The organism is Curtobacterium sp. MCPF17_021 (genome assembly GCF_003234605.2).
Classification (GTDB): Bacteria; Actinomycetota; Actinomycetes; order Actinomycetales; family Microbacteriaceae; genus Curtobacterium; species Curtobacterium flaccumfaciens.
Genome location: NZ_CP126252.1, coordinates 586,816 through 610,745 on the forward strand (window position 1 = coordinate 586,816; position 23,930 = coordinate 610,745).

Annotated in this window: 19 protein-coding genes; 10 read left to right on the plus strand and 9 right to left on the minus strand. The window is 72.4% G+C overall.

The window, feature by feature from the left end:
- The first annotated feature begins 6 nt into the window (after nt 1-6).
- Nucleotides 7-819 (plus strand): aminoglycoside 3'-phosphotransferase, encoded by an 813-nt coding sequence (locus DEJ29_RS02895; protein WP_111095014.1) that lies wholly within the window; start codon nt 7-9, stop codon nt 817-819.
- On the opposite strand, the gene DEJ29_RS02900 is transcribed toward DEJ29_RS02895, so the two are convergent.
- Together DEJ29_RS02900 and DEJ29_RS02905 are read right to left on the minus strand one after the other, a co-directional pair.
- Nucleotides 816-2,168 carry a M23 family metallopeptidase gene (locus tag DEJ29_RS02900; protein WP_111099877.1) on the minus strand — a complete coding sequence of 451 codons (1,353 nt, stop codon included), beginning with the start codon at nt 2,166-2,168 and terminating at the stop codon, nt 816-818. The genes DEJ29_RS02895 and DEJ29_RS02900 overlap by 4 nt on opposite strands.
- Before the next feature lie 74 nt (nt 2,169-2,242).
- Nucleotides 2,243-3,910: a hypothetical protein gene (locus tag DEJ29_RS02905; RefSeq protein ID WP_146248337.1), complete on the minus strand. Its 1,668-nt coding sequence runs from the start codon at nt 3,908-3,910 to the stop codon at nt 2,243-2,245.
- A 96-nt stretch (nt 3,911-4,006) separates the two neighbouring features.
- Here DEJ29_RS02905 and pyrE point away from each other — a divergent pair, with 96 nt between their 5' ends.
- Together pyrE and DEJ29_RS02915 are read left to right on the plus strand one after the other, a co-directional pair.
- On the plus strand, nt 4,007-4,558 hold the full coding sequence (pyrE, locus tag DEJ29_RS02910; protein WP_071404348.1) for an orotate phosphoribosyltransferase: 552 nt from the start codon (nt 4,007-4,009) through the stop codon (nt 4,556-4,558).
- The gene (locus tag DEJ29_RS02915; protein WP_111095011.1) at nt 4,555-6,897 is read left to right on the plus strand and encodes a septum formation family protein; all 2,343 of its coding nucleotides are present in this window, start codon (nt 4,555-4,557) and stop codon (nt 6,895-6,897) included. The genes pyrE and DEJ29_RS02915 overlap by 4 nt, the downstream gene beginning before the upstream one ends.
- 174 nt (nt 6,898-7,071) lie before the next feature.
- Here the strand turns inward: DEJ29_RS02915 and DEJ29_RS02920 are convergent, their stop codons facing one another.
- On the minus strand, nt 7,072-8,025 hold the full coding sequence (locus DEJ29_RS02920) for an aldo/keto reductase (protein ID WP_111095010.1): 954 nt from the start codon (nt 8,023-8,025) through the stop codon (nt 7,072-7,074).
- Nucleotides 8,026-8,133: 108 nt separating this feature from the next.
- On the opposite strand from DEJ29_RS02920, the gene DEJ29_RS02925 reads away from it, so the two are divergent.
- Nucleotides 8,134-8,778 carry a HEAT repeat domain-containing protein gene (locus DEJ29_RS02925; protein WP_111095009.1) on the plus strand — a complete coding sequence of 215 codons (645 nt, stop codon included), beginning with the start codon at nt 8,134-8,136 and terminating at the stop codon, nt 8,776-8,778.
- A 424-nt stretch (nt 8,779-9,202) separates the two neighbouring features.
- Here DEJ29_RS02925 and DEJ29_RS02930 read toward each other — a convergent pair whose 3' ends face one another.
- The gene (locus tag DEJ29_RS02930; RefSeq protein ID WP_110864256.1) at nt 9,203-9,892 is read right to left on the minus strand and encodes a metal-dependent transcriptional regulator; all 690 of its coding nucleotides are present in this window, start codon (nt 9,890-9,892) and stop codon (nt 9,203-9,205) included.
- Between the two features lie 37 nt (nt 9,893-9,929).
- On the opposite strand from DEJ29_RS02930, the gene DEJ29_RS02935 reads away from it, so the two are divergent.
- Nucleotides 9,930-10,859, plus strand: a complete 930-nt coding sequence (locus DEJ29_RS02935; protein WP_181438189.1) for a CPBP family intramembrane glutamic endopeptidase — start codon at nt 9,930-9,932, stop codon at nt 10,857-10,859.
- A 35-nt stretch (nt 10,860-10,894) separates the two neighbouring features.
- Here DEJ29_RS02935 and DEJ29_RS02940 read toward each other — a convergent pair whose 3' ends face one another.
- A complete protein-coding gene (locus tag DEJ29_RS02940) occupies nt 10,895-11,692 on the minus strand; it encodes an HAD-IIA family hydrolase (protein WP_027464991.1) in 798 nt (265 codons plus the stop codon).
- A gap of 178 nt (nt 11,693-11,870) precedes the next feature.
- Between DEJ29_RS02940 and DEJ29_RS02945 the strand changes: the two genes are divergently transcribed.
- Together DEJ29_RS02945 and DEJ29_RS02950 are read left to right on the plus strand one after the other, a co-directional pair.
- A complete protein-coding gene (locus DEJ29_RS02945; RefSeq protein WP_071404353.1) occupies nt 11,871-12,569 on the plus strand; it encodes a TetR/AcrR family transcriptional regulator in 699 nt (232 codons plus the stop codon).
- A 64-nt stretch (nt 12,570-12,633) separates the two neighbouring features.
- Nucleotides 12,634-13,281: a TrmH family RNA methyltransferase gene (locus DEJ29_RS02950; protein ID WP_110864259.1), complete on the plus strand. Its 648-nt coding sequence runs from the start codon at nt 12,634-12,636 to the stop codon at nt 13,279-13,281.
- 103 nt (nt 13,282-13,384) lie between these two features.
- Here the strand turns inward: DEJ29_RS02950 and DEJ29_RS02955 are convergent, their stop codons facing one another.
- Nucleotides 13,385-14,374: a LacI family DNA-binding transcriptional regulator gene (locus tag DEJ29_RS02955; protein ID WP_111095007.1), complete on the minus strand. Its 990-nt coding sequence runs from the start codon at nt 14,372-14,374 to the stop codon at nt 13,385-13,387.
- A 249-nt stretch (nt 14,375-14,623) separates the two neighbouring features.
- Here DEJ29_RS02955 and DEJ29_RS02960 point away from each other — a divergent pair, with 249 nt between their 5' ends.
- Nucleotides 14,624-15,493: a putative endonuclease domain-containing protein gene (locus DEJ29_RS02960; RefSeq protein WP_111095006.1), complete on the plus strand. Its 870-nt coding sequence runs from the start codon at nt 14,624-14,626 to the stop codon at nt 15,491-15,493.
- A 36-nt stretch (nt 15,494-15,529) separates the two neighbouring features.
- Nucleotides 15,530-16,333, plus strand: coding sequence for an NAD-dependent epimerase/dehydratase family protein (locus tag DEJ29_RS02965; RefSeq protein WP_111095005.1), 804 nt, complete (start codon nt 15,530-15,532; stop codon nt 16,331-16,333).
- Nucleotides 16,334-16,441: 108 nt separating this feature from the next.
- Here the strand turns inward: DEJ29_RS02965 and DEJ29_RS02970 are convergent, their stop codons facing one another.
- From DEJ29_RS02970 to DEJ29_RS02980, 3 genes are read right to left on the minus strand one after another with little or no spacing between them, the layout of a single operon-like run.
- Nucleotides 16,442-18,523, minus strand: a complete 2,082-nt coding sequence (locus tag DEJ29_RS02970) for a YhgE/Pip domain-containing protein (RefSeq protein WP_111095004.1) — start codon at nt 18,521-18,523, stop codon at nt 16,442-16,444.
- Nucleotides 18,520-19,290 (minus strand): hypothetical protein, encoded by a 771-nt coding sequence (locus DEJ29_RS02975; protein ID WP_110864264.1) that lies wholly within the window; start codon nt 19,288-19,290, stop codon nt 18,520-18,522. Before DEJ29_RS02975 ends, DEJ29_RS02970 begins: the two co-directional genes overlap by 4 nt.
- The gene (locus DEJ29_RS02980) at nt 19,287-19,955 is read right to left on the minus strand and encodes a TetR/AcrR family transcriptional regulator (RefSeq protein ID WP_110864383.1); all 669 of its coding nucleotides are present in this window, start codon (nt 19,953-19,955) and stop codon (nt 19,287-19,289) included. Before DEJ29_RS02980 ends, DEJ29_RS02975 begins: the two co-directional genes overlap by 4 nt.
- 160 nt (nt 19,956-20,115) lie before the next feature.
- On the opposite strand from DEJ29_RS02980, the gene DEJ29_RS02985 reads away from it, so the two are divergent.
- Nucleotides 20,116-23,787 (plus strand): S8 family peptidase, encoded by a 3,672-nt coding sequence (locus tag DEJ29_RS02985; protein ID WP_111095003.1) that lies wholly within the window; start codon nt 20,116-20,118, stop codon nt 23,785-23,787.
- Nucleotides 23,788-23,930 lie beyond the last annotated feature (143 nt).

A 23,930-nucleotide genomic window follows, 5' to 3' on the forward strand; every position in this document is an offset into this window, starting at 1 on the left:
GTCGCCGTGGTGCGCTCGATCGGTGGACCGCCCCGGCCGGGCGAGACCGTCCCGGTGCCGCGCGTGGTCACCGACGTCGCGCGAGGGCGTGAGGTCGCGCTCGTCTGGCACAACCAGATCGGCGGGACGACGTTCCGGATCGGACCGGACGCGCACGCCGACGAGTTCGTGAAGGTGCTGCCGCGCGCCTACGGTTCGTGGATCAGCGGAGAGGCCGCGCGGCTGACGTGGGCATCCCGGTACGCCCGAGTGCCGGAGGTGCTCGACCACGGCGCCGACGACGACGGCGTCTGGCTGCACACCCGCGCGCTGCCCGGCTGGAGCGCAGTCGACCCGCGCTGGCACGACGAACCCCGGACCGCGGTGGTCGCGGTGGGCGAGGGCCTGCGCGCGCTGCACGACACGTTGCCCGTCGACGACTGCCCGTTCACGTGGGCGACCGCGGACCGGCTCCGTCGCGCGCGTGAGGCGAGCGCCGACGCCGACGCCGTCCGCGGCCCGGGCGGTCTCGGTCCGGAGCCGCCGACCGACCGGATCGTCGTCTGCCACGGTGACCCGTGCACGCCGAACACGCTCATCGGCGCGGACCGGCGGTGGAGCGGGCACGTCGACCTGGACGCGATGGGGGTCGCGGACCGCTGGGCCGACATCGCGGTGGCGACGATGGCCCTCGGCTGGAACTACGGACCCGGGTGGGAGCCGTTGTTCCACCGGGCGTACGGGCTGCCGGACGACCCGGAGCGCACCGCGTGGTACCGGGCGCTGTGGAACACCGGCGACGACGAGATCGACGACCCAGAGTCGGGGCCGGTCGGTTAGAAGGCGACTCCGCGCGCGGACATGAACGGCACCGGGTCGGTGGTGGCGCCGTTGATGTGCACCTCGACGTGGCTGTGGCAGCCGGTCGACGCCCCGGTGGAGCCGACGAGGGCGATGAGCTGCCCCGCGGAGACCTGCTGTCCGGTGGCGACCCGGAAGCCACCGTCGACGATGTGACCGTACGCGGTCTGCACGCCGCCGCCGTGGTTGATGCGGACGTAGTTGCCGTAGCCGCCGTACCACCCGACGTAGTCGACGGTGCCGGCCGAAGCCGCGACGATGGGCGTGTAGCAGCCGCTCGCCAGGTCGGTGCCCTCGTGCATGGTGACGACGCCGGTGATCGGGTGCACGCGGTACCCGTAGGGGCTGATGACGTAGCCGCTGGCCGGGCGGACCCAGCCGGTCCCGGAGCCCGCGCCGACGGAACCGCCGCCACCCGAGCCGCTGCTGCCGGTCGAGCCGCCGCCTGACGGAGCGCCCCCGCCGGAGTTCGCGGCGGCCTGTGCGGCGGCTGCTCGCTGCGCGGCGGCTGCGCGCTCTGCGGCTTCGCGTGCGGCCTTCTCCTCCGCCGCCTTGCGGACGCGCTCACCCTTGGCGAACTCGGCTTCGGTCCGGACGCGGCCGGAGGTCAGGGTCGCGAGCTGGGCGTCGAGTCGGGCCTTGTTCGACTGCTGCTCGTCGTAGGCGGCCTGCACGGCGTCGGACGCCGCCTGGGCTTCCTGCATGCGGTCTTCGGCTTCGGCAGCGAGGTCGCCCAGCGCTTCGGCGGCGCGGTCGGCCTGTGCCTCGAGCGAGCTGGCGACGGCGGCGTCGGCGCTCGCGGCGGCCTGCACACGCTCGGCCTGCTCGGAGAGCTTGCTCAGCGCACCGAGGTTGTACAGCAGATCACTGGCGTCTTCGCCCTGGGTGATCACCGAGGTGGTGACGTCGGCGCCACCGGAGCGGGACATCTGCGCGGCGAACTGCCCGGCCTGCGCGGCGCTCTGGTCGGCGACCTTCGCGTGGTCCTTCGCGTCGGCGCGGAGCTGCTGTTCCTTCTCGGCCGCCGTCTGGGCCTTGCGCTGTGCCTTGTAGAACACGTCGCCGAGCTTCTGCGCCTTCGCCTCGGCAGCCTCGACCTTGGCGTCGAGCTCGCTGATGATGCCCCGGATCTCGGTGATCTGCCCCTGCTTCGCGGATTCCTTGCCGCGGGCGGACTTCACTTCGTCCCACGTGGGGTAGGTCACCGCCTGGGCGGCCGGAGCGTCGGCGATGACCGTGCCGACGAGGCCCGCGAGTGCCAGGCCGGTGACGGCGAGGCGCAGGCGCACGGGGACACGGTGGGCGCGGGGGCTGGTGGGACGAGACATCGAGCACGAGCCTATACATCCGTACAGCGAGCATCGGACGGCAACGCGCCGCTGTGGACAACTTCAGCAGTGGATCAGAAGCCGCGGTCACGCCGGATGACGTCGGCGCTCCCGACGACGTCGCGCCGCAGGATCGCCTGCCCGGCGGTGCCGGCGTAGTCGTAGACGTCGAATCCGGTGCAGTGGGTGATCGTCGCCGGGGGGCCGAGGGAGTCCTCGACCGCGGTGGTCCAGAGGTCGTGCGACCCGACCACCACGAAGCTCGGGTCGGCGTCGCGGTAGGCCCCGAGGTCGACGAGCCACGGGTACGTCTCGAAGGTGTCGCGGACCTGCAGCAGCCCGACGTTCGTCGCCGCGTAGGTGGCGAGGGGCCGGACCGTCCAGAACTGCCCGACGCCGGTGACCTGGCGCCCGTCGGCCCAGCGGTCCAGGCACGCGGCCGCCGGGTACCGCGCGGTCGACACGGCGTGGGCGGTGCCGGGGGCCACGGCGATCCCGGTCGCGAGGACGGCGGCCATCGCGACCGCCACCCCCGCCCGGACCCCGCGGTGCGGGCGGTGCACGCGGGTGCGGCGGACCGCGGTGCGGGTGAGCTCGGCCACGGCGACGAGCGCGAGCAGCGGTGCCGTCACGATCGGCTGCAGGTAGCGCGGGGTCTCGGACCCGGCGACGACGACCCCGACGGACACGGCGACGACGGTCACGAGCGGCAGCACCGTCGCGACCAGCACGGTGCGTGCGGTGCGGACCCGCCAGGCCCAGACCGTGCCGCCGACCGTGACGAGCACCCCGGCGAACAGCAGCAGGAGCCCGAGGTCGCCCGGTGCCGTGCCCGCCCGGTCGTCGGTCAGCGCCGCGAAGAACCGCAGGGTCTCCCCGGCCCGCGACGGCTGCACGTACGTCGCCGGGTCGAGGGAGACGAACGGCCGGAGCGGGATCCGCACCAGGTACCCGACGACCGATCCGACCGTGACGGCAGCGGCGAGCAGCGCAGCGGGGCGCCACGGCACCCGCCGTGCCAGCACCAGGAGCCCGAGGGTGACGACGACGGGAGCGGCGGACCAGGGCACGTACAGCGGGTTCGACGCGGTCGTGCACGCGGCGACGAGTCCGAGCACCACGAGCAGGGGCACCGACGCCCGGCCGAGGCGCACCGCCCGCAGCACCAGCACCGCGGTGCCGAGCACCGCCAGCACGGCGCCGTAGTAGTAGGTCGTCGTGAGCAGCAGGGACGCCAGCTCGAGCGAGGTCGCCGTCGCCGACGACTCGGTCAGCACCAGCAGCGTGACCAGGCCGAGTGCCCCCGCCGACACCGCGATCCGCGCGGGGCGCCCGGCGGACGGCATCAGCTCGTTCGCGGCGGCCCGCACCAGCGCGTAGACGGCGAGGAGCACGAGCACCCCGTTCAGCGCCAGGGCCTGCTGCGGGGTCCCGGTCACCAGCGAGCAGAACAGGTACACGGGCAGCTCGGGGAAGAAGAACAGCGCGGGCGACATCGCCCACTCGAACGGCTGGCCGGCCTGCAGCGAGCGCTCGACGAGCGGCAGCAGCACCGAGTCGCCGTCGTACCAGAGCAACGCCACCCGTTCCGTCGCGACGACGTGGCGCAGGGCGATGACGGCCAGGGCCAGCGCGACCAGGCCGCCCAGGGCCTCCCGTCCGATCGTGACGGCCACCCCACCGGTCCGGCGGCCGCCGGACGGAGCCGGCTCCACGGCGGGGCGACGCGGTGCTCGGGACATGCCCCGGAGCGTACCGAGGCCGCCTCGGTGCCGGTACGCACAGACCCACAGGCTGGGGGAGCGCGTTGCGGGCCCGACCGACTACCCTTGTGCGCTGTGACCGACGCGCGCGAACAGTTGATCCAGTACATCTCCTCCGAAGCGGTGTTCCACGGCGACTTCACCCTGACCAGCGGGAAGAAGGCGACGTACTACATCGACCTGCGGAAGGTCAGCCTGGACCACCGCGTCGCGCCGCTGATCGGGCAGGTCATGACCGAGCTCGTGCAGCAGGTGCCGGACGTCTCCGCCGTCGGTGGCCTGACCATGGGCGCCGACCCGATCGCCAGCGCCGTCCTGCACCAGGCCGCCGCCCAGGGCCTGACCTACGACGCCTTCGTCGTCCGCAAGGAGCCGAAGGACCACGGCCGCGGCAAGCAGGTCGAGGGACCGGACCTCAAGGGCAAGCGCGTCGTCGTGCTCGAGGACACCTCCACCACCGGCGGCTCGCCGCTCAAGGCGGCCGAGGCGCTCGAGCGCGAGGGCGCGATCATCGCCGCCGTCGCGGTCGTCGTCGACCGGGACACCGGTGCCAAGGAGACGATCGAGGCGGCCGGCTACCCGTACTTCGCGGCCATCGGGTTGGCTGATCTGGGGCTGACCGCGTGACCGAGGAGCGTCCGGACGACGCACGCGAACCCGACGGCACCGCCGGCCCGGCAGACGGGGACGACGGCCTGGAGGCTCGGCGTGCGTCCGGATCGGACGCTCCGTTCCACGGTCTCCGCAGCGCTGCGGACATCTTCGGGGCTCCGCGCGGCGAGGAGGACTGGCCGTCGCGGCGGGAGCGCCGCGAGGCCGAGCGAACCGCCCGCGAGACGGGCGCGCCGCTGCCGGAGCCGTTCGTGGCCGAGGGGGAGGCGGAGGGCGCCGAGCCTGCTGCTCCTGCTCCTGCTGCGCCGGCTCCTGCTCCTGCTCCTGCTGCGCCGGCTCCTGCCGCGTCTGCGCCGGCCGCTTCGGCTCCGGCGCTCGAAGACGGCGCGACCCAGGCCATCTCGATGCCGCCCGAGCTGCTCGCACCCTCCGAGAACCCCGACGCCGTCGTCGAGCACGAGCGCGCCACACTGCACGACCGGATCCCGGCCGCCGCCGACGTCGCGCCGGACTCCACTGCACCGCACCCGTCGTCGATCGTGCTGCCGACGGCGCAGACCCACCGCGACGAACGAGCTGCCGCGTCGAAGGCCATCGAGGACGAGCGTCGCCGCGTCGACCCGTTCGGCGAGGGCCGCGCCGACGTCGACTGGCTCGGCCGCGCGACCGGCAACCACCCGGAGTCCGTGGCGCCCGCTGCTGCTGCTCCCGCTGCGCCGCAGCCCCTCGGCGTCGAGAACGTGCTGCCGCCGACCGAGGAACCGCCGACCTTCACCGACCTGCTGCGCATCACCAGCACCGGGCCGGTCCCCACGCAGACGGGCGGGCACGACCGGCCGTTCGACTGGGCCATCGGTGACGACGAGCCCGGCGAGGTCCCGGCGACGCTGACCACCGACTCGTTCGACACCACCGCGCTGTCCGCCGGGTCCTGGTCGCTCGCCGACGAGTTGGACGACGAGGACGAGGTCGTCGCCGGCGAGGTCGACACCCCGGCCTCCGGGCTGCCGCAGGCACCGCGGACCTACCCGGTGCCACCGGCGGTCCCCGTGCCGCCGGTGGTGCCCCCGGCGGTCCCGGCTGCGCCCGTGTCGGACACGGCTGCTCCGGCTGCCGTTCCCGCCGCTGATGCTGCTGGTGCTGCGACGGAGGCGACCGAGGCCGTGGACGTGCCCCGCGAGCCCGCCGGAGACGACGTGCCGGACGCGACCGAGGGCCTCCAGGCCGATGCCCCGACCACCGCGATGCCGGCGGCCGGGACACCCTGGTGGTCCGAGCCCGACGCGACCGTGCCGCCGACCGCGGCACCGCCCCTCGTCGAGCCGGCTGCGGGTGCCCAGGAGTACCCGGCGCACCTGCCGCCGTCGGTGGGGCAGGACCTCGACGCCGTGCTCGGCCTGCGTGGGAACGACACCGGTCCGCAGCCGGAGTCCCTTCCCGCTGCGGCGCCGGACGACCTGGACCAGTCCGAGTGGGACGGCCGCGAGACCAGTGACACGAGTGCCATCAAGGACCTGTTCGGCACCGAGGCCGTCGGGCAGCTCGGCGGGACCGGCTACGACCCGGAGGACACTGGGACGCGGATGATGCCGGCGGCTGCCGTGCCAGCGGCTGCTGCCGCTCCTGCTGCTGTCCCCGCGCCCGCTGCTGCTGGACGGCCGGCCGGCGGTCCGGACCGGCAGCCCGGCGATCGCGACAACTTCATCAACGAGGGCTTCGCGCGGCTGCGGAACGAGGGCAAGCGCGGCAAGCAGCTGCTGATCTACGGGTCGATCGCGCTGATCCTCGTGCTCATCGTGCTGGTGTTCCTGCTGTCGAAGTGGATCCTCGGCAACAACATCGCCGACCAGGCCGTGCCGACGAAGTCGCCGGTGGCTGCCTCGTCGGCGCCGGCGACCCCGAGCGCTGCGCCGTCGGCGTCGGCCTCGCAGCCGGGAGACGCCGCAGCGCCGGCCGCCACGTTGCAGTTCGCCACGACCCCGGCCCTGCCCGGCGAGCACCCGTGGACCGACCTGGCCGGCGGGGAGTGCCTGTCGCCGTTCACGAACGCGTGGTCGCAGACCTTCACGGTGGTGGACTGCGCGACGCCGCACATCGGGCAGCTGACCGCACGCCTCGCGGTCGAGGGTGACACCTACCCCGGTGCCGAGGCCCTGGCGACCCAGGCGGCCGACCAGTGCCAGTCCGACGCGGCGCTGAACGCCTCGGCCGCCGCTGCCGTGGGGGACGTGCAGGTGCAGGGTTCCTACGCGCCGGACCAGGCGACGTGGGACCAGGGTGACCGGTTCATCGCGTGCTTCGTGACGCGGTCGTCGGGGCAGCCGCTGACCGGGACGTTGGCGCCGGGGGCGTAGGCGCGGCCGGCGGCCGGGTCGCACGCGTTCTGCGACGATCCACCCCGTGATCGACTGGTGGTCTGTCGGAACATGCACACGCAGCGACTGCATGCGCAACGAACGACATCCCACCCGTCGAACGACGAGTGGGATGTCGGAACATGTACGCGCATCGGCTGAGATGCGCCGGCGTCAGGCGCTCGCGGGCACCTTCGCTGACACGTCGGACAGCGTCTGCAGCTCGTCGGCGCTGAGCTCGAGCTCCGCCGAGGCCAGCAGCGCCGGCAGCTGCTCGGTGTTCCGGGCGCTCGCGATCGGTGCGACGACGTCGGGCTGCGCCTGCAGCCAGGCGAGTGCGACGGTGGCGATCTCGGAGCCGTGTGCGTCGGCGATCGAGGACAGCGCGTCCACGACGGCGAGCCCCTCGTCGGTGAAGTACCCGGACACCTGGCCCTCGCGGTCCTTGCCCGCGAAGTCGTCCTTCGAGCGGTACTTGCCGGTCAGGAACCCCGCGGCGAGCGAGAAGTACGGCACGACGCCGAGTCCGTGCTCGTGCGCGAGCGGTGCGATCTCGGCCTCGTACGGCTGGCGGGTGACCAGGTTGTAGTGCGGCTGGATGGCGACGGGCTGGGCGAGGCCGTTCTCCGTCGCGATGCGGATCCACTCCGCGGCGCGGTCCTTCGAGTAGTTCGAGATCGCGGTGTAGCGGACCAGACCGTCCTGCACGAGCTGGTCGAAGGCGCGGACGGTCTCCTCGAGCGGGGTCGACTGGTCGTCGAAGTGCGCGTAGTACAGGTCGATCCGGTCGGTGCCGAGGCGCTCGAGGCTCGCGCGGGCAGCGGCGGCGACGGTGCCCGCGGCGAGGCCCTGGAACTCCGGGTGCTGCGAGCCCTTCGTCGCGATGACGACGTCGTCCCGCTTGCCCGAGGCGCGCAGCCACGAACCGATGACCCGCTCGGACTCGCCGCCCGAGTTGCCCGGCGCCCAGGCCGAGTAGACGTCCGCGGTGTCGATGAAGTCGCCACCGGCCGCGGTGTAGGCGTCGAGGACCTGGTGCGAGGTCGACTCGTCCGCCGTCCACCCGAAGACGTTGCCGCCGAGGGCGAGGGGGAACACGTGCAGGTCACTGGTACCGATGCGGGGCATGCGGAGGTCCTTTCGTGGTCGGAGGTGCGGTGGGAGCGAACCGCACGTCTCCCGACGCTATGCCCCGATGCTTGACACGGCCCCGGCGCGAGGGGCTTCGATGGGGAGATGACCGTGCTCACCGATGCCCTCGCCGACCCGCACTCCTCTGCCCGGCTGCAGGCCGTGATGGCTGCCGGAAGCACCCCGGACCCGGCGGACCTCGAGGTGCTGGTCGCGCAGTGCGCCGTCGAGCCGGACTTCTTCGTCCGCGACATGCTGACGTGGGCACTCACCAGGCATCCCGCCGACGTCGTCGTCGCCCGCGTCCTGCCCGAGCTCGAGCGCCCGGAGCCACAGGCCCGCAGCCAGGCGCTCCACACCCTGTCGAAGATCGGTGACCCGGACACGTGGCCCGCAGTGCGTCCGCTGCTCGAGGACCGCGACGACGAGGTGCTCCGCGCAGCCTGGCGCACGGCCGTCGCACTGGTGCCGGACGACGAGCGGGCGTCGCTCGCGCGGACCCTCGCCGTGCATCTCGGCATCGGAGACCGCGAGCGTCGGCTCAGCCTGTCGCGTGCTCTGGTGGGACTCGGCGAAGACACCGTCGGACCGGTCCTCGTCGCGGCCGCCGACCGGGGGACCGACGCCGTCCGGGAGCACGTGCACGAGACCGAACGGCTGCTGCACGACCCGGATGCGGCATCCGCGCTCGCCCTCGAACGGGCCCGGCGCGAGGTCGCCCTCGGCCGGACGCGCTCCGTCAAGGGCTAGGGCCGGCGGGCGCGCCCGGCCGGGAGCGCCGGGTGGTCGCGAACCGTCGCCGTCGCGGCGGTGGGGCGGGCGCGTCGCGCGGTCACGACACCCCGTGGGTGGGGTGCCGAGTGGTCGCGAACTGTCGGTTGCGGGGCTGCCGGGCGACAGAGCGTGACCGCTCGGTGGAGGTGAGCGGGGTGTCGTGGCCGGTGGGGGCGTCGGACGGGAGGCGCGTGGCGGCGGGGCGCCGGGCCTCCCGTCCGTTGTCACGCGCGTTCGCGGGCCGTGGTGCGGTCACGTCACCCCGTGGGCGGGGCGCCGAGTGGTCGCGAACCGTCGGTTGCGGGGCTGCCGGGCGACGGTTCCTGACCGCTCGGCGGACGTGAGCGGGGTGTTGTGACCGCCCGGCCAGCCGACCATCCCGCCCGCGCGCGCCGCGCGGTCAGTCGCCGTCGGGTGCGAGCCAGATGGAGGACGCGGCGGCAGCCGGTAGGTCGACGAGGGACTCCGAGCCGTCGATCGCCCGCCGCGACACCGCGATGACGCCGGCGTAGTCCCGCACCCGCTCGACCCGCAGGTGCGTGCCCAGCCCCACCCCGAGCTCGTCGAAGTACCGCAGCAGCGAGGGGTCGTCGTCCGAGACCCGGTCGACGGTGCCGCACGCTCCCGGCTCGATCGCGCCGAGCAGGGTGCCGGGGGAGTCCGGCACGATGCCGTCCGCCCCGGGGATCGGGTCGCCGTGGGGGTCGTGCGTCGGGTGGCCGAGGTCGGCGTCGACCCGGTCGAGGAACTGCTCGGACACGGCGTGCTCCAGGGCCTCGGCCTCGGTGTGGACCTCGTCCCACGAGTAGCCGAGCCGCTCCACCAGGAACGTCTCGATCAGCCGGTGCCGCCGGACCATCGCCACCGCGACCTGCTGCCCGAGCGGGGTGAGCACGACGCCGTAGTACGGGGTGTGCTCGATCAGGCCGTCGCGGTCGAGCTTCTTGAGGTTGCCCGAAACCGTCGACGCCGACACCTTCAGCGACGCCGCGATGTCCCGCGTCGCCAGGCCGGGCCCGCCGCGCTCGCTGGCCTTCCAGATGAGCTTGACGTAGTCCTCTGCCATGGTGGACAGGGAGGGCAGGCGCATACCGTCAATCGTACGTCCCGCCTGGTACAACCAGCAGATGGCCACCACCGCCCCCGTCCGAGCCCGCCGCCGTCGCTGGCCGGTGCCCCCGTCGCTACTGCTCGGGCTCGCGCCGATCGTGGTCTTCGCGGCGATCAGCGCCTGGCGGTCACGACCGAGCGACGACTACGCGACCCTTGCGCAGACGGTCGACAGCGTCGTGCACGCCCTGGTCATCCCCGAGGGCATCGCCGTCGTGGCACTCGCCCTGTTCGTCACGGCGCTCGGTTGGTGGCGGATCGCGACGGTCGACCCGGTCCGGACGCGGCTGCGGTGGACGATGCTCGCGCCGATCCTCGTGCTCGTGGTGTGCGTCGTCCGGCTGCCCCTGATCGACTGGACGGCGCTGCCGGCGCACTACTTCCTGCTGCTCGCCGTCGGGGTGCTGTTCGTCGGGGTCTTCGAGGAGCTGATGGCCCGCGGCACCCTGCTCGTCGGGCTGCGGCGGCGCCTGCCGGAGATGGGGGTGTGGGCCGTGTCGTGCGCACTGTTCGGGCTGCTGCACCTGCTCAACGCGCTCGCCGGTGCCGGGATCGGGCCGACGCTCATCCAGGTGGTGTTCGCGGCGTCGTTCGGTTCGACGCTGTACGTCGCGCGTCGGCTGACCGGGTCGCTGCTCGCCCCGGTGCTGCTGCACGGCTTCTGGGACTTCGGGTCGATCGGGTTCTCGGCGACCGCGGACACGGGCGACTTCGGCAAGTTGACGCTGCTCGGCCTGATCGGGCTGTTCTCGTTCGGGGTGCTCGCGTTCGGCATCGTGGCCGGCGGGGTCATCGCCTGGTACGACGACCGACCCCGTCGGCTCGCGAAGCGGTGGCGGACGGTACCGCCCATGGCGGCCTTCGCTCTGGAGGTCCGTGGCGCGTCCCACGAACCGGCTGCGGCGGGTGCCGCGGTCGCGTCCGGTGCGGGGGTCGACGCGCGGTAGCGGCCGCGCCGACGCGCGCGGTCGCGTGCGACCGGCTAGAGCTCGACCTCGAACGGCTCGGTGCGCACGAGCTCGTGCACGCCGGAGATGACCTCGCTCGGGCGGAACGGGTACCGGTCGATCTCGGCCTGGTCGCTGATGCCCGTCATCACGAGCACGGTGTGCAGCCCCGCCTCGATGCCGGCCTGCACGTCGGTGTCCATGCGGTCGCCGATCATGCCGGTGTTCTCGGAGTGCGCGCCGATCCGGTTCATCGCGGAGCGGAACATCATCGGGTTCGGCTTGCCGACCACGTAGGGCTGCTTGCCGGTGGCCTTCTCGATCATCGCCGCGATGGCGCCGGTGGCCGGCAGGACCCCCTCGGCGCTCGGGCCGGTGGCGTCGGGGTTCGTCACGATGAAGCGGGCACCGGCGCGGATGAGCCGGACGGCCTTGGTGATCGCCTCGAACGAGTAGTTGCGGGTCTCGCCGACGACGACGTAGTCGGGCGCGGTCTCGGTCATGATGAACCCGGCCTCGTGCAGGGCGGTGGTCATGCCGGCCTCACCGATCACGAACGCCGAGCCACCGGGCATCTGCGACTTGCAGAAGTCAGCGGTCGCGAGCGCACTCGTCCAGATCCGCTCCTCGGGCACGTGCAGGCCCGAGCCCCGCAGTCGGGCGCTGAGGTCGCGCGGCGTGAAGATCGAGTTGTTCGTCAGCACGAGGAACTCGGTGCCGTCGTCGAGCCACTGCTGGATGAGTTCCGGCGCGCCCGGGAGCGCCTGGTTCTCGTGGACGAGCACGCCGTCCATGTCGGTCAGCCAGCACTCGACGTCGTCTCGGGTCGCCATGGCCCTCACCCTACTGCGCAGGGGTTCAGGCCCGGCTCGTGGCCGGCTCGGAAAGGGCCGGGAGGCCCGGGGCGGCTCTTGCGCGCTGCTCCGAGACCCGAGAAGGTCGAGACACCGAACCGCGGTCGGCTTTTGCCCTACGCTTTTCGGGACACGTACCGAATCAAGGAGGCCCCTCGTGCTCGTCGAACCCGGAACCCCGTCCGCCGCGCCCCGACCCACCCCGGTGTCGGAGACGGAGCTCGAGGTGACGCCGCGACGACGCCGAGGCCGCCCGAACGTGCTCTCCCGCGAGCAGGTGATCGACGCCGCCACGACCATCGCGAACGAGGACGGCCTCGACCGGCTGTCCTTCCGAGCCCTGGGCGTGCGGCTCGGGGTCGCCCCGATGACCGTGCACCGGACCATCGGCGGGCTGGACGACCTGCACGCGGAACTCGTCCGCCGCACCGTTGACGAGTTCACCGCCACCTTCGTCTGGCCGGACGAGTGGCACGCCGTCGTCCGCACCTTCGCCACGACGTTCCGTGACCTGATGCGCACCCACCCGCTCGTGCTCGAGTCGCACAGCCAGCGCGCCCCGCTCGCCTCGACCGAGTCCGACGCCGTCGTGGCGAAGGTCGTCGGTGCCCTGCAGGACGCCGGGCTGCCGCCGGCCGAGGCGATGTACACCTTCTTCGTCGTCTACGACTTCGTGGTCGGGCACGCCGGGGTGCAGGTCGGGCGCGGGGATTCCGAGGCCGGCCGCCCCGAGCGGCACCGGCTGGTGGGCGAGATCCTCGGCGAGCACTCCTACGACGACCGGTTCGCGCTCGGCCTCGACATCCTGATCGCCGGCATCGAGTCGCGCATCGCCCACGGGTCCGGCACCGCTTGAGCCCGCGGCGCCGCCGGGCGCTGCCGCCGTCGGGCCGGTGCCGTGTGCGCCGTACGCTGGTCGGGTGACCACTGCGCCCGAACCGTCGCACGAGCTGACGACCAACGGGGTGGGGCCGCACCCGGAACCCTGGCCCGACGACCCGAGGCTCGACCCGGAGCTGCTGGCCGCCGGGGACTCCCGGAACGTGCTCGACCGCTACCGGTACTGGTCGATGGACGCGATCGTCGCCGAGCTCGACACCCGACGGCACGCGTTCGACGTCGCGATCGAGAACTGGCAGCACGACCTGAACATCGGGTCGATCGTGCGGAGCGCCAACGCCTTCCTGGCCGGCACCGTGCACATCATCGGACGACGCCGGTGGAACAAGCGCGGAGCGATGGTCACCGACCGGTACCAGCACGTCCGCTACCACCCCGACGTCGAGGCCTTCCTCACCGCGATGGCGGAGGAACAGCGACCCGTCGTCGCCATCGACAACACCCCCGGGGCCGAGCGCATCGAGACCGCGACGATCCCGGAGCGCTGCGTGTTCCTGTTCGGGCAGGAGGGCCCCGGGCTCACCGACGAAGCGGTGGCCGGGGCGTCCGGGCACCTGGAGATCACGCAGTTCGGGTCGACGCGGAGCATCAACGCCTCGGCGGCGGCCGCGATCGTCATGCACTCGTGGGTCGTCCAACACGCGGAGTTGCCCGGCGCAACTTCGTGAGCAGAAATGGTCGGGTACGGGCCCTGGACCCGACCATTTCTGCTCACGAAGCGGGCGGGGCGGAGGCGGGGCGGGCCTCCCGGCCGGGGTCCGTGCTGACGCGTCAGCGCGCGGCGGTGGTGCGGCGCGCGACCAGGCGGGGTTCGACGAGGAGTTCCGTGGCGGCGATCCGCGGATTGGCGATGCGGGCCAGCAGGCGCTCGCCGGCGCCGCGGCCGATCTCGACGCTGCGGTCGTCGATGCTCGTCAGGCCGACGTACCGCATCGCGGCCACCGGGGTGTCGTCGTAGCCGATGACGGAGACGTCCTCGGGGACGCGCAACCCGCGTTCGGCGAGTTCGGACAGCGCGCCGAGGGCCATCACGTCGTTCGCGGCGAAGACGGCGGTGACGTCCGGGTGCTCGTCGAGGAGCATGCCGAGGGCGCGGGAACCGGCCTCCTCGGTGGGTTCGCCGGGCAGGACCGTCGCGACGACGGAGGCGCGTGCTGCTGCGGCCTGCTCGAAACCGGACTGGCGTTCGGCCGAGGCCGCCGAGCTCGCCCCGACGAACCCGAGTCGGGTGTGGCCGAGGTCGAGCAGGTGCTGCGCTGCGATGCCCCCGCCGGCGTGGTCGTCGTTCGCCACGGTGTCCGCGCGGGGGATCGCGACGCGGCCACCGGCGATGACGAGCGGCATCGAGGCGGGGATCGCGAGGTCGGTGGTGGGCTCGCCGGCGATCACGATGCCCTCGACGCGCATGGAGAGGAAGCCCTCCACCGGAGACGCATCGAGCCCCGTGTTGAGGAACCGGTCGGCGACCACGAGCCGGTGCCCCTGGTCCTGCAGGCTCTCGCGCAGACCGGTGAGCAGGTCCACGAACCACTGGTTGCGGAAGTCGTCGAGCACCACGCCGATGGTGCGGCTGCGCGTGCCGGCGAGGGAGACGGCCGCGGTGGAGGGGCGGTAGTCGAGTTCCTGGATGGCCTTGAGCACGGCGGCCCGGCGCTGGTCGCTGACCCGGGGGGAGCGCTGCAGCACGAGGGAGACGAGGGACTTCGAGACCCCGGCGCGTGCGGCGACGTCGTAGATGGTCGCGGGCTTGCCGTCTCCCATGATGCGCTTCGACCTCCGTTGGCTCGTGCGTCGATCGTAGCGGTTGACGTGACATGGGCCGGCGGGGTCGTGTCGGAGTTGCGGTTTCGCTTCGTGAGCAGAAATGGTCGGGTGCGGGGCGGCGACCCGACCTTTTCTGCTCACGATCCGCGCGTGGCTGGTCCTCCACACGGGAGGCCCGGGGTGCGTTGTGCACAGAAGTCGCGTTCGGTGCGCGGGCGGTGGGCGCGGGGCGCGAACGTGGTGGTCATGCGAGCACGACCACTTCCGACACCGCTGCGTGGGCGCGCGTTCGACGTCGGTGCCGCCGACCGCGCGGGCGTCTCCCGACAACGACTCCGGCGGCGTGACCTGATCCGGCCGACCCGGTCGGTCCGATGGGCACGTGACCGTCCGCCCGACCCGGTCCACCGGATCCGGGCGATCCGGCCGGTCCTGGTGCCCGGGCAGTTCATCAGTCACGTCTCGGCGGCGGTCCTCTGGCAGCTGCCGGTCCCTGCCGCCGACGACGGACCGGTGCACGTCACGAGTCCCCTGCCGATCGCACAACCACGACGCCACGGGGTCGTCGGGCACCGCATCACACCGGACCGTGCCCGGGTGACGGAGCGGTGGGGGATGCCGACGAGCACACCCGCGGCGCTGTGGGTGGACTGCGGTGCGATGCTCTCGGTCGACCAGCTCGTCGTGCTCGGGGACGCCATCGTCACGGAACGGCGGTGCGAGACGACGATCGACGACCTCGCTGCCGCCGTCGCCCTGGCCGGAGCGCGATCGGGTGTCCGACGACTGCGCGTGGCGCTCGAGCTCGTGCGGGTGGGGGCCGGGTCGCCGCAGGAGACCCGAGCACGGCTGGCGATCGTCCGCGCGGGGCTGCCCGAGCCCGAACTGCAGGTCGACGTGCTGGACGAAGCCGGTCGGTTCGTCGGCCGCGTCGACCTGGCCTACCCGGAGCACCGCATCGTCATCGAGTACGAGGGCGACCACCACCGGACGACGCCGAGCAGTGGGGCCGTGACCTCCGCCGCTACCGCGAGATGGACCGACTCGGCTGGGCGGTGGTCCGGTGGACGAAGTCCGACCTGGACCACCCGGCGTTCGGCGCGGTCGGACAGCTGAGGTCGCTGCTCGCTCGTCGGGGGTAGCGTCCGCGGCATGGCGACGCTGCTCATCACCGGAGCCGCGGGCCGGATCGGGAGCGCCCTGCGTCCTCGACTGCGGTCCGCGGGACACGACCTCGTGCTGCTCGACGAACAGCGACCCCACGATCCGATCGTCGCCGGGGAACGGTTCGTGCCCGGTTCGGTGAACGACGCGGCGGCGGTGGATGATGCGCTCGCCGGGGTCGACACCGTGGTGCACCTGGCGGGCATCCCGACCGAGGCCGCCTGGGACGACCTGATCGCGGCGAACCTGACCGGCACGAAGAACGTGCTCGAACGGGCGGCCGCCGCCGGGGTGCTCCGGGTCGTGCAGGCCAGCTCGATCCACGCGGTGGGGCTGGTGCCCGAACCCCTCGACCAGCCGGGGAGCGTGCCCGGCGACCGGCTGCCCCGTCCGGACACGTACTACGGCGTGACGAAGGCCGCGATGGAACTGCTCGGCAGCCTGTTCGCCGACCGGTACGAGATGTCGATCGTGTCGGCGCGGATCGGCGCGTTCGGTGCGCTGCCGCCGACGACCCGGGGGCTGCTCATTTGGACCTCGCCCGACGACCTGACGCGCCTGGTCCTCGCGACCGTGGCACTCCGCGACCCCGGGCACCACGTGGTCTGGGCCCTGTCGCGGAACACCGGGTCGCCGGCTGACCTGTCCGCCGGGGAGCGCATCGGGTTCCACCCCCTCGACGACGCGTCCGCCGTGCTCGATGCGGACGCTCGAGCAGCCCTGCCGACCGACGACCTGAGCACCCTCGGCGGCGGGATGGTGCACCAGCCGCTCGGCGAACGCACTTCGTGAGCAGAAGAGGTCGGGTGACCTGATGTCACCCGACCTCTTCTGCTCACGAAGCGTGCGCGCGAGCGCCCGGCGCGCCCGCGCGAGCGCCCGCGCCCGCCCGGCGCCCCGCTACCCGATCAGGCTCGGGCGCAGGTCGCGCAGCGTGCGGGAGCGGGTCTGCCGCGCCGTGACCACGAAGGACACCAGGAGCGCCCCGAGCAGCCAGCAGAGCAGCACGCCCGCGTCGGACCACGCGGCGCCGAGGTTCCCGCCGTACATCGTCTGCCGGATCGCGTCGACCGAGTACGTCATCGGCAGCGCGAAGTGCAGCGCCGCCAACGGTCCCGGCAGTGTCTGCCACGGGAACGTCCCGCCGGCGGTGACGAGCTGCACGAGCATGAGCACCAGGCCGAGGAACTGCCCCACCGATCCGAGCAGCACGTTGAGCGCCATGATGATCGCCGCGAAGGTCGCCGAGGCCAGCACCATGATCCCGATCGTGCCGCCGACGTGCACCACGTTCAGGTCGAGGGCGAAGCGAACGATGAAGAACAGCGCCACCACCTGCACCAGGCCGAGGAGCGCCGGGGTCAGCCAGCCGCCGAACACCACCGCGAGGGGCTTCCGGACCGCCGTGATCGCACGCTTCGAGATCGGCTTCAGGATGAGGAACAGCGCGTACATGCCGATCCAGGCCGCGAGCGAGATGAAGAACGGCGCGAGGCCGGCGCCGTAGTTCGACGCGGCGGCGACGTTGTCGTCCCCGACCTTGACCGGGTCGGAGATGACCGAGGCCTGTGATTCACGCTCCGAGGCGTTCGACGCCGGGATCTTCGTGCGGCCCTCGTCGAGCGACGACGCGAGCTTCGACGACCCGGTCGTGAGCTTGTCGAGCCCTGACGCGAGCGATGACGCGCCCTGGTCGGCGGTCTTCGCACCGGTCGCGAGCTGCGACGCACCGGATGAGAGCGTCGGAGCGGCCGCGGCCAGCGTCGACGTCCCGTCCGCCACCTGGGCGGCCCCCGATGCGAGGGTGGATGCCCCGTTCGCCGCCGAGGAGATGCCGGACGCGAGCGTCGGCGCCGCGGAGGCGAGCGACGACGTGCCGGCCGCGACCTGTGCGGAGCCGTCACGGAGCTTGTCCACCGAGGACTTCGTCGTTTCGTAGGTGCTCTTCGCCGAGGCGCCGGCGGTGTTGACCCGGGTGACGGCGTCGGTGACGGTCGACTGCAGGGCAGCCTGCTGTTCCTCGGTGAGCTCGACACCCTCGGGCAGGTTGTCGGTGATGCCCGAGATCACGGTCTCTGCGTCGAGGGGTCGGAGCGAATCGACGTCGGCGCTGTACGAGTCGACCGTGTCGGCGAGCTGCTTGTTGCCGGCCGCGACCTGCTGCGCCCCACTGTCCAACTGCTGCGTCTGCGACGGCAGCGCCGCCGTCTGCTGCTGCGCGCTGGCCAGCCCGGACGCCAGGGTCGACGCCCCCGACGCGACCTGCTGCGCGCCGCTGTTCAGCTGCTGGGTCTGCGACGGCAGGTCGGCCGTGCCGGACGCGAGCTCCGCCGCACCGGACGACAGCTTGCCGGTACCGTCGGCGAGCTGGTGCGCACCCCTGTCCGCCTTGGCGGTTCCGGACGCGAGTTCATCGGCTCCGTCGACGGCGTCGCCGAGGCTGTCCCGCACGTCGGCGAGCCCGACGAGCAGGGTCTTCGCCGCCTGCTTGCCGACGCGCTCGGCGACGGCGGTGCGCATGGTCTTGCCCGCCTGCTCGGCGATGGTCGAGGCCAGGTACGAGTTGGTGTCGGCCGTCGTCATGACGAGCTTGGCCTGCGTCGGGTCGTCGGACTGCGCGGACACCAGGTGCTCGGAGAAGTCGTGCGGGATGGTGACGACGAAGTCGTAGGTGCCGTTGCGGACGCCGGAGCGGGCGTCGGCGGCGCTGGTCTTCGTCCACTTGAAGTCGGCCCCGTCGATGGCCTCCTTCGTGACGTCCTTGCCGTAGTCGACGTGGTCGCCGTCCAGCGTCGCACCGGCGTCGAGGTTCACGATCGCGGCGGGGATCTGGTCGAGCTTCGCGTACGGGTCGCGGTTCGCCCACAGGTAGGCGCCGCCGTAGAGCAGCGGCACGATCATCAGCGCGATGAACGCCAGGCGTGCGAGCGGGGTCGCGGTGAGCCGCGCGAGTTCTGCGCGGACGAGCGAGGTGGTGGTCACTTCTGTGCCTCCGTCGGGACGGTTGCGGATGCTTCGGTGACGGAAGGAGCGGCCGGGAGGCCCGGCTCGGTTCCGTCGGTTCGGGCCACGTCCTCGGGGTCCTCGGTCTGGGGCGTCGCGAGCGTCGCGACGTCGTCGTGCGTCTCGACGCCGTCGTGCGTGTCGATCGTGTCGAGCAGGTGCTCGACCGTGGTGGCGGCGGCCTTCGAGGTCACGAGGACCACGGTCACGCCCCGTCGTGCGACGTCGCGGACCACCTGGAACCAGTCCTCGACGGCGCCGCCGTGCCGCTCGGGCGAGGTGATCACGATCCCGGTCACACCGTCGCGCAGCAGGGCGAGTTCGACCAGCAGCCGGACGCGCACGACGGTCGGCACCCGCTGCACGGCGGTGTCGACGTAGTCCCGCAGTCCGAGCTCGTCGAGCACGGTGTCGACGTGCTCGCGGTTCGGGCGCTGCCCGGCGAACGCGAGCTCCTCGCGCACGATCTGCTTGAGGGTCATGACGGGGAAGGGCTCGGCGACCCCGGGGGTGTCCACGAGGGCGAACGAGCGACGGACGGCTGCCGGGTCCTCGTGGCCGTCGAGCAGCAGCCGGCCGGTGTCGGGCTGCATGCGGCCGCCGGCGACGAGTGACGCGAGCACGGGCGCCTGCTCGGTCTCGACGGCGAGGACCCCGGGGCGTCCCGGGGCGGCGACGGCGGAGACGACGGGCAGGGGTGCGCCGGGCTCCTCGCCGATGCCGACGTGGTCGAGTTCGAGCGTCATGCGTGGTCCTTCGGGGCAGGAGTGGGAGCGGGAGCGGGAGCGGGAGCAGCGGGTTCGGAGAGCAGTGCCGTGCGCCAGTCGATGCCGGCCATGCCCAGCGCCGACACCACCACCATGCGCCGTCCGTCCTCGTCGCTCGTGCCGGAACGGGTGGCCTCGTCGAGGACGGCGATGCACGCACCCTCGACCAGACGGCCGAGGGTCTCGGGGTCGACGTCGTCCCGCATGGCGCCGTCGGCGATCCCGAGCGCGCACGCCTGGCGTACCTGTGAGCGCAGCGGCGCGAACACCTCGGCCACGGGTTCGGCGAACGGGCTGCGGACGGCGACCCGGGCCATCGAGCGGACGTGCGACACCTCGGTCCAGAGCGTCACCGCGATGGCGGCGAGGCGTGCGGCCGGCGGGAGCTCCTGCAGGTCCGATGCGGTGGGCATGGCTGCGGCGATCCGGGCGGCACCGGCGGTCACGACCTCGCGCACCAGGTCGTCGCGGGAGGGGAAGTGTCCGTACACCGCACGGCGCGAGAGTCCCGCAGCCGCGGCGATCGTCTCGATCGAGGCGTCCGGGTCCTGCTGCAGACAGGTCTTCGCCGCGTCGAGGAGGGCTGCCCGGTTCTCCGTGGCGTCGCGGCGGGGCGCGCGGGAGGGCTGCTCGGTGGTGGTCACGCACCCCATCGTAATAACGTGCACACGGGTGTGCAACTTAACAGGTTCCGTCCCCCGGACGAGGGGAGTCCCCCAAAGTGCGGACTGTCTTCCCTGAGAACGAACGCATAGCTTCACAGGAATCTCATGCGAACCACGGACTGAGCCAGGAGTGCCCTCTTTGAACCGTGCAACACCGAACACCGACCCGAACCCAACCCCCCATCGCTTCACCCGCGTCCTGACCGCCGGCATCGCCGTCGCGGCCCTCGCGTGTGGCGGTCTCGCAGTCGGGGGCGCGGCCTCCGCAGCTCCGGCCGGGATCTCGGTGGCCGACCTCAAGCTCTCCGCCCCGCTCCGTGACGCCAAGCCGACGAAGACCGTCGCCGCGTTCGTGCGCACGACCGGCCAGGGTGCCCTCGAAGTGGACGCCAAGGCGAAGGGCGGGGACCTGACGAAGTCGCGGACCCAGTCCTCCGCGGCCAAGAACCGCGTCGAGGCGATCCAGTCGACCGTCGCCGCGGTGCGGTCGGCTGTCAAGCGCGCCGACGCCGACGCGACCGAGCTCTACTCGACCGAGTACACCGTCCCTGGCGTCGCGGTCGTCGCCGACGTCGACGCGTTCCGGCAGATCGCCGAGCGCTCCGACGTCGAGAGCATCATCCCGCTCACGCCGAAGAAGATCGTCGAGCCGACGGTCAACGAGAACGCCGACGCCGCTCCCTCGGGCGTCGACCCCAGCCTGGTCCAGCCCGGTGCCGACGGCGTCGCGCCGAAGAACGCCGCGAGCGACGTCTACACGCGCTCGCTCAACGCCTGGCAGCAGACCGGCCACACCGGGAAGGACGTCAACGTCGCCGTCCTCGACACCGGTCTCGACTACACGCAGGCCGACTTCGGCGGCCCCGGCACCACCGAGGCGTACCAGCAGGCCCTGGCGAACGCGAGCGGCGGCGCCCCGGACCCCAGCCTGTACGACGCGTCGAAGTTCCTCGGCGGGTACGACTTCGCCGGTGCGACCTACAACGCCGACCCGACGGACCCGGACGCCTACGACCCGGTGCCGGCTCCCGACGACAACCCGATCGACGGCAAGGGCGGCGACCACGGCACGCACGTGTCCGGCTCGATCGCCGGCTACGGCCTGACCGCCGACAAGCAGCAGTTCGACGGCGACTACACCAAGCTCACCACGCAGCAGGTGCAGGACATGTGGATCGGTCCGGGCACCGCGCCCGAGGCCGGCCTGTACGCCCTGAAGGTCTTCGGTGACAACGGTGGCTCGACCGACGTCACCGGTGCCGCGCTCGACTGGGTGGGCCAGGCGCTCACCGAGGGCAAGGACATCAACGTCCTGAACCTGTCGCTCGGCTCCGACTACGGCGCACCGGACGACCCCGACAACGCCAAGATCGACGCACTGACCGCTCGCGGCGTGCTCCCCGTGATCGCCTCGGGAAACGCCGACGACTTCACCGACATCGGTGGGTCGCCGGGCAACGCCGAGGGTGCACTCACCGTCGCCGCGAGCGCCACCGGCCAGTCGCTGTATGACGGCGTCCAGGTCACCGCGCCGGCCGACGTCGCGAAGACCTACCGCTCGCAGTACTCGTCCAACTTCAAGGGCACCCTGCCCGTCGAGGGCGACGTCGTCGTCCCGACCGCGAACATCGACGGCTGTGCCGCGTTCAGCGCCGCCGACGCCGCGAAGATCAAGGGCAAGGTCGTCTGGCTGAAGTGGACGGACGCCGCGCTCGAGTGCGGTTCCGCCGTGCGCTTCGGCAACGTCCAGGCTGCCGGCGGTGTCGGCGTCCTGCTGGCGGGAACGCTCGACACGTTCGAATCCGGCATCGGTGGCAACGCGACCATCCCGGGTGCCGAGCTGACCGCGAAGAGCGTGGCGAGCCTCCAGGCCACCGCCAAGGCGGGGACCCTGCACGTGCGCTTCGCGGACGAGCTCAAGGGCTTCGAGGTCGCCATCGAGGCGGACGCCGTGAACACGCTCGCGTCGTTCACCAGCCGTGGTGTGCACGGATCGTTCGACGACATCGTCAAGCCGGACATCGCCGGCCCCGGGGTCAACGTGATCTCCGCGGCCAACGGCACCGGTGACGGCCGCATGTCGATGAGCGGTACCTCCATGGCCACGCCGGACGTCGCGGGCATCGCGGCGCTGACGTTCCAGTCGCACCCCACATGGTCCGCCCCGCAGGTCAAGGCGGCCCTGATGAACACGGCGACGCACGACGTGAAGGACGGCAACCGTTCGGCCACCCTGCTCCGCCAGGGCACCGGTCGCGTGGACGCACTGCAGGCGGTCACCGCCGGCACCACGGTCCGCAGCGCCGAGAACGACCAGCTCGTCACCGCGTCGTTCGGCGTCGTCGAGGTCGCGAGCGGGACGAGCGAGACCCGCACCCTGCAGATCGACAACACCGACAGCACGGCGCACACGTACAACGTGTCGTACCAGCCGCAGGTGTCGCAGCCGGGTGTGACCTTCGCGCTCAGCTCGAAGCAGGTCACGGTGCCCGCCAACGGCACCGCATCGGTCACGCTGACGTTCTCGGTCGCCGACGCGACGAAGCTCCGCCGGGTCATCGACCCGACCCAGGAAGCCGTCCAGCAGGGCTACCAGCGCGAGTTCGTGGCCGCCGCTTCCGGCATCGTGGCGTTCGCGCCGACCGACAGCTCGCTCAACCCGATGCGCCTCGGGGCCTACGTGGCCCCGAAGCCCGTCAGCGCGGTCCGGGCCCGGACCACGGTCTCGTTCACGGGACCGGGCAAGTCGGCCGAGCTCACGCTCAAGGGCCGCACGCTCGACCAGGGCGGACTGACGACCGGCTACCACGCCGCCGTCGCTCCGTTCGTGCTCGGCGGCACCGACCCGGCCGAGGCGTTCCCCGAGGGTTCGGCGACGCGCTCGCTGCAGGCGGCCGACGTCCGTTCCTACGGTGCGTCGTACGACAAGTCCTCGGGAACCCTGGCGTTCGGTGTGCAGACCGCTGGTCCGGACGCGAACCCGGGCGCCGTGACCAACGTCGAGGTCCTCATCGACACGGACCGTGACGGCGAGCCCGACTTCCTGGTGTACAACGCGAAGTCGGCTGCCGTGGACGCCACGTTCGCCACGACGGTCGACCTGGCGAAGGCCGCCCTGGACGACCCGGACGTCGACCCCGTCGTCGACGTCCAGCCGCTCAACGGCGGTGCGCCCGGACAGGACGTGAACACCTTCGACAGCTCGGTGAAGGTGCTGACCGTCGCTGCGAAGGCCATCGGTTCGTCGAAGAAGTTCGACTACACCGTGCTGACGGAGTCGGCCTACGCCCCGGGTGCTGCCACCAGCGGTTCCTCGGTCGTGGACGAGACGAAGACGGCCACGTTCGACCCGTCGACGCCGAAGCTGTCGTTCTCGCAGGACGGCACCTCCGGCGTGCTGTTCGCCGACGCCGACTCGCTCACGGTCACCCGTGCTTCGGGTGTCACCAAGGCGACGGTGCTGCTGCTCCACCTCGACAACGCGGCGGGCAAGCAGGCCGACACCTCGACGATCAACGTGGTCCCGCCGAAGCTCGCGCTCGCGAAGGGGAGCAAGGTCACGGTGAGCGGGACGGCGAAGGTCGGCTCGACCCTCACCGCGAAGCACGGTACGTGGAGCACGACGAAGGCGACCTACAAGTACCAGTGGCTGCGTGACGGCAAGGTCGTCAAGTCGGCAACGGGTGCCAAGTACAAGCTCGGCTCGTCCGACGTCGGGCACCGCATCAGCGTGCAGGTGACGGCTCACGCCTCCGGGTACGAGGACGGCACGGCCAAGTCCGGGGCGACCGCGAAGGTCACGCGCCGCTAGGACAGGGTGCGCGCGCGGTTCACGCGCCACCTGGTGAGCAGAAGAGGTCGGGTCCCGAGTGGGGATCCGACCTCTTCTGCTCACGAAGCGCGGGGCATCCCACCCCGCGAACGCGTGTTCGGGACAGGTAGTTAGACAAACTA